At 72.9% G+C, this 1,331-nt stretch carries 1 protein-coding gene; it reads left to right on the top strand.

All coding sequences use genetic code 11. The features are described from left to right. A partial coding sequence (locus H4F98_RS16955) for a condensation domain-containing protein (RefSeq protein ID WP_220479264.1) occupies nucleotides 1–1,331 on the top strand: 1,331 nt, incomplete at both ends.

Here is a 1,331-nt window from a genome sequence, read left to right as displayed (position 1 = left end):
GCCACGCGGTGCCGGCCCTGCCGGTGGACCATGGCGGCGATGACTTCGGGACGCTGGCCGGGACGCGGACGGTAGCGCTGTCGCTGGACGAGGCGTCGACGCAGGCGCTGCTGGCGCAGTGCAACGCGGCCTACCGCACGCGTGTGGACGAACTGCTGCTGGCGGGCCTGTACCTGGGGCTGCGGCGCTGGAGCGGGGCGCAGGCGATCCGGCTGCGGCTGGAAGGGCATGGCCGCGAGAGCCTGTTCGAGGCGCTGGACGTGACCGGGACGGTGGGCTGGTTCACCACGGTGTACCCGCTGACCCTGGACACGGCGTCGGCATCGGTGGACGAGGTGGTCAAGGCGGTGAAGGAACAGGTCCGGGCGGTGCCGGGTCGCGGCGTGGGGTACGGGGTGTTGCGTTACCTGTCGCCGGACGCGTCGGTGCGCGCGGCGCTGTCGGCGATGCCCGAACCGGAGCTGGAGTTCAACTACCTGGGGCAGTTCGACCAGGTGCTGAACGCGCAGACGCGGTTCCAGGCGGCATCGGAGCATGGCGGCGCGCAGGGCAGCCCGCGTCGCCGGCGCAGCAGCCGGATCGGGGTGAGCGCGATGGTGTACGGCGGTTGCCTGCAACTGTCGCTCACCTACCCGGGCGCGCAGTACGAGGCGGCGACGATGGAGGCCTTGGCCGCGCAGGTGGAACAGGGCCTGGGCGAGGTGATCGCCCATTGCCGCACGCCGGGGGTGGGGGCGTTCACGCCGTCGGATTTCCCGCTGGCGCGGGTGGACGCGCCGCGGCTGGCGGCCTGGCAGGCGCGCTACCCGGCGCTGGCCCGCCTGTACCCGGCCACGCCGATGCAGGCGGGGCTGCACTACCACGGCCTGCTGGACCGGTCGGCGTACGTGGTGCAGGTGTATCCGGTGCTGGCCGGGTCGCTGGACCCGGTGCGGTTCCGGGCGGCCTGGGACGCGGTGGTGGCGCGGCACGACATCCTGCGCACGGCGTTCGTGGGCGAGGAGGACGGCCTGCACCAGCTGGTGCAGTCGCATGCGCCGCTGGCGTGGCACGAAGAGGACCTGCGCGGTCTTTCGGCGCAGGCCCAGTCCGAGCGGTTCGAGGCCTACCGGATGGCGGACAAGCAGGCGGGGTTCGACTTCGAGCGGGCGCCGCTGATGCGGGTGGCGCTGTTCCGCCTGGACGAAGCGCGCTGGCGGCTGCTGTGGACGCAGCACCACATCCTGCTGGACGGCTGGTGCCTGCCGCTGGTGTACCGGGACGTGATGCGGCTGTACTACGCATCGATGGAGGGCCGCGAGGCGGCGCTGCCGGCGCCGGTGCCGTACGAG

The organism is Marilutibacter spongiae (assembly GCF_014145325.1).
GTDB classification, from domain to species: Bacteria; Pseudomonadota; Gammaproteobacteria; order Xanthomonadales; family Xanthomonadaceae; genus Marilutibacter; species Marilutibacter spongiae.
This window is presented reverse-complemented; position numbering and strand designations above follow the sequence as displayed.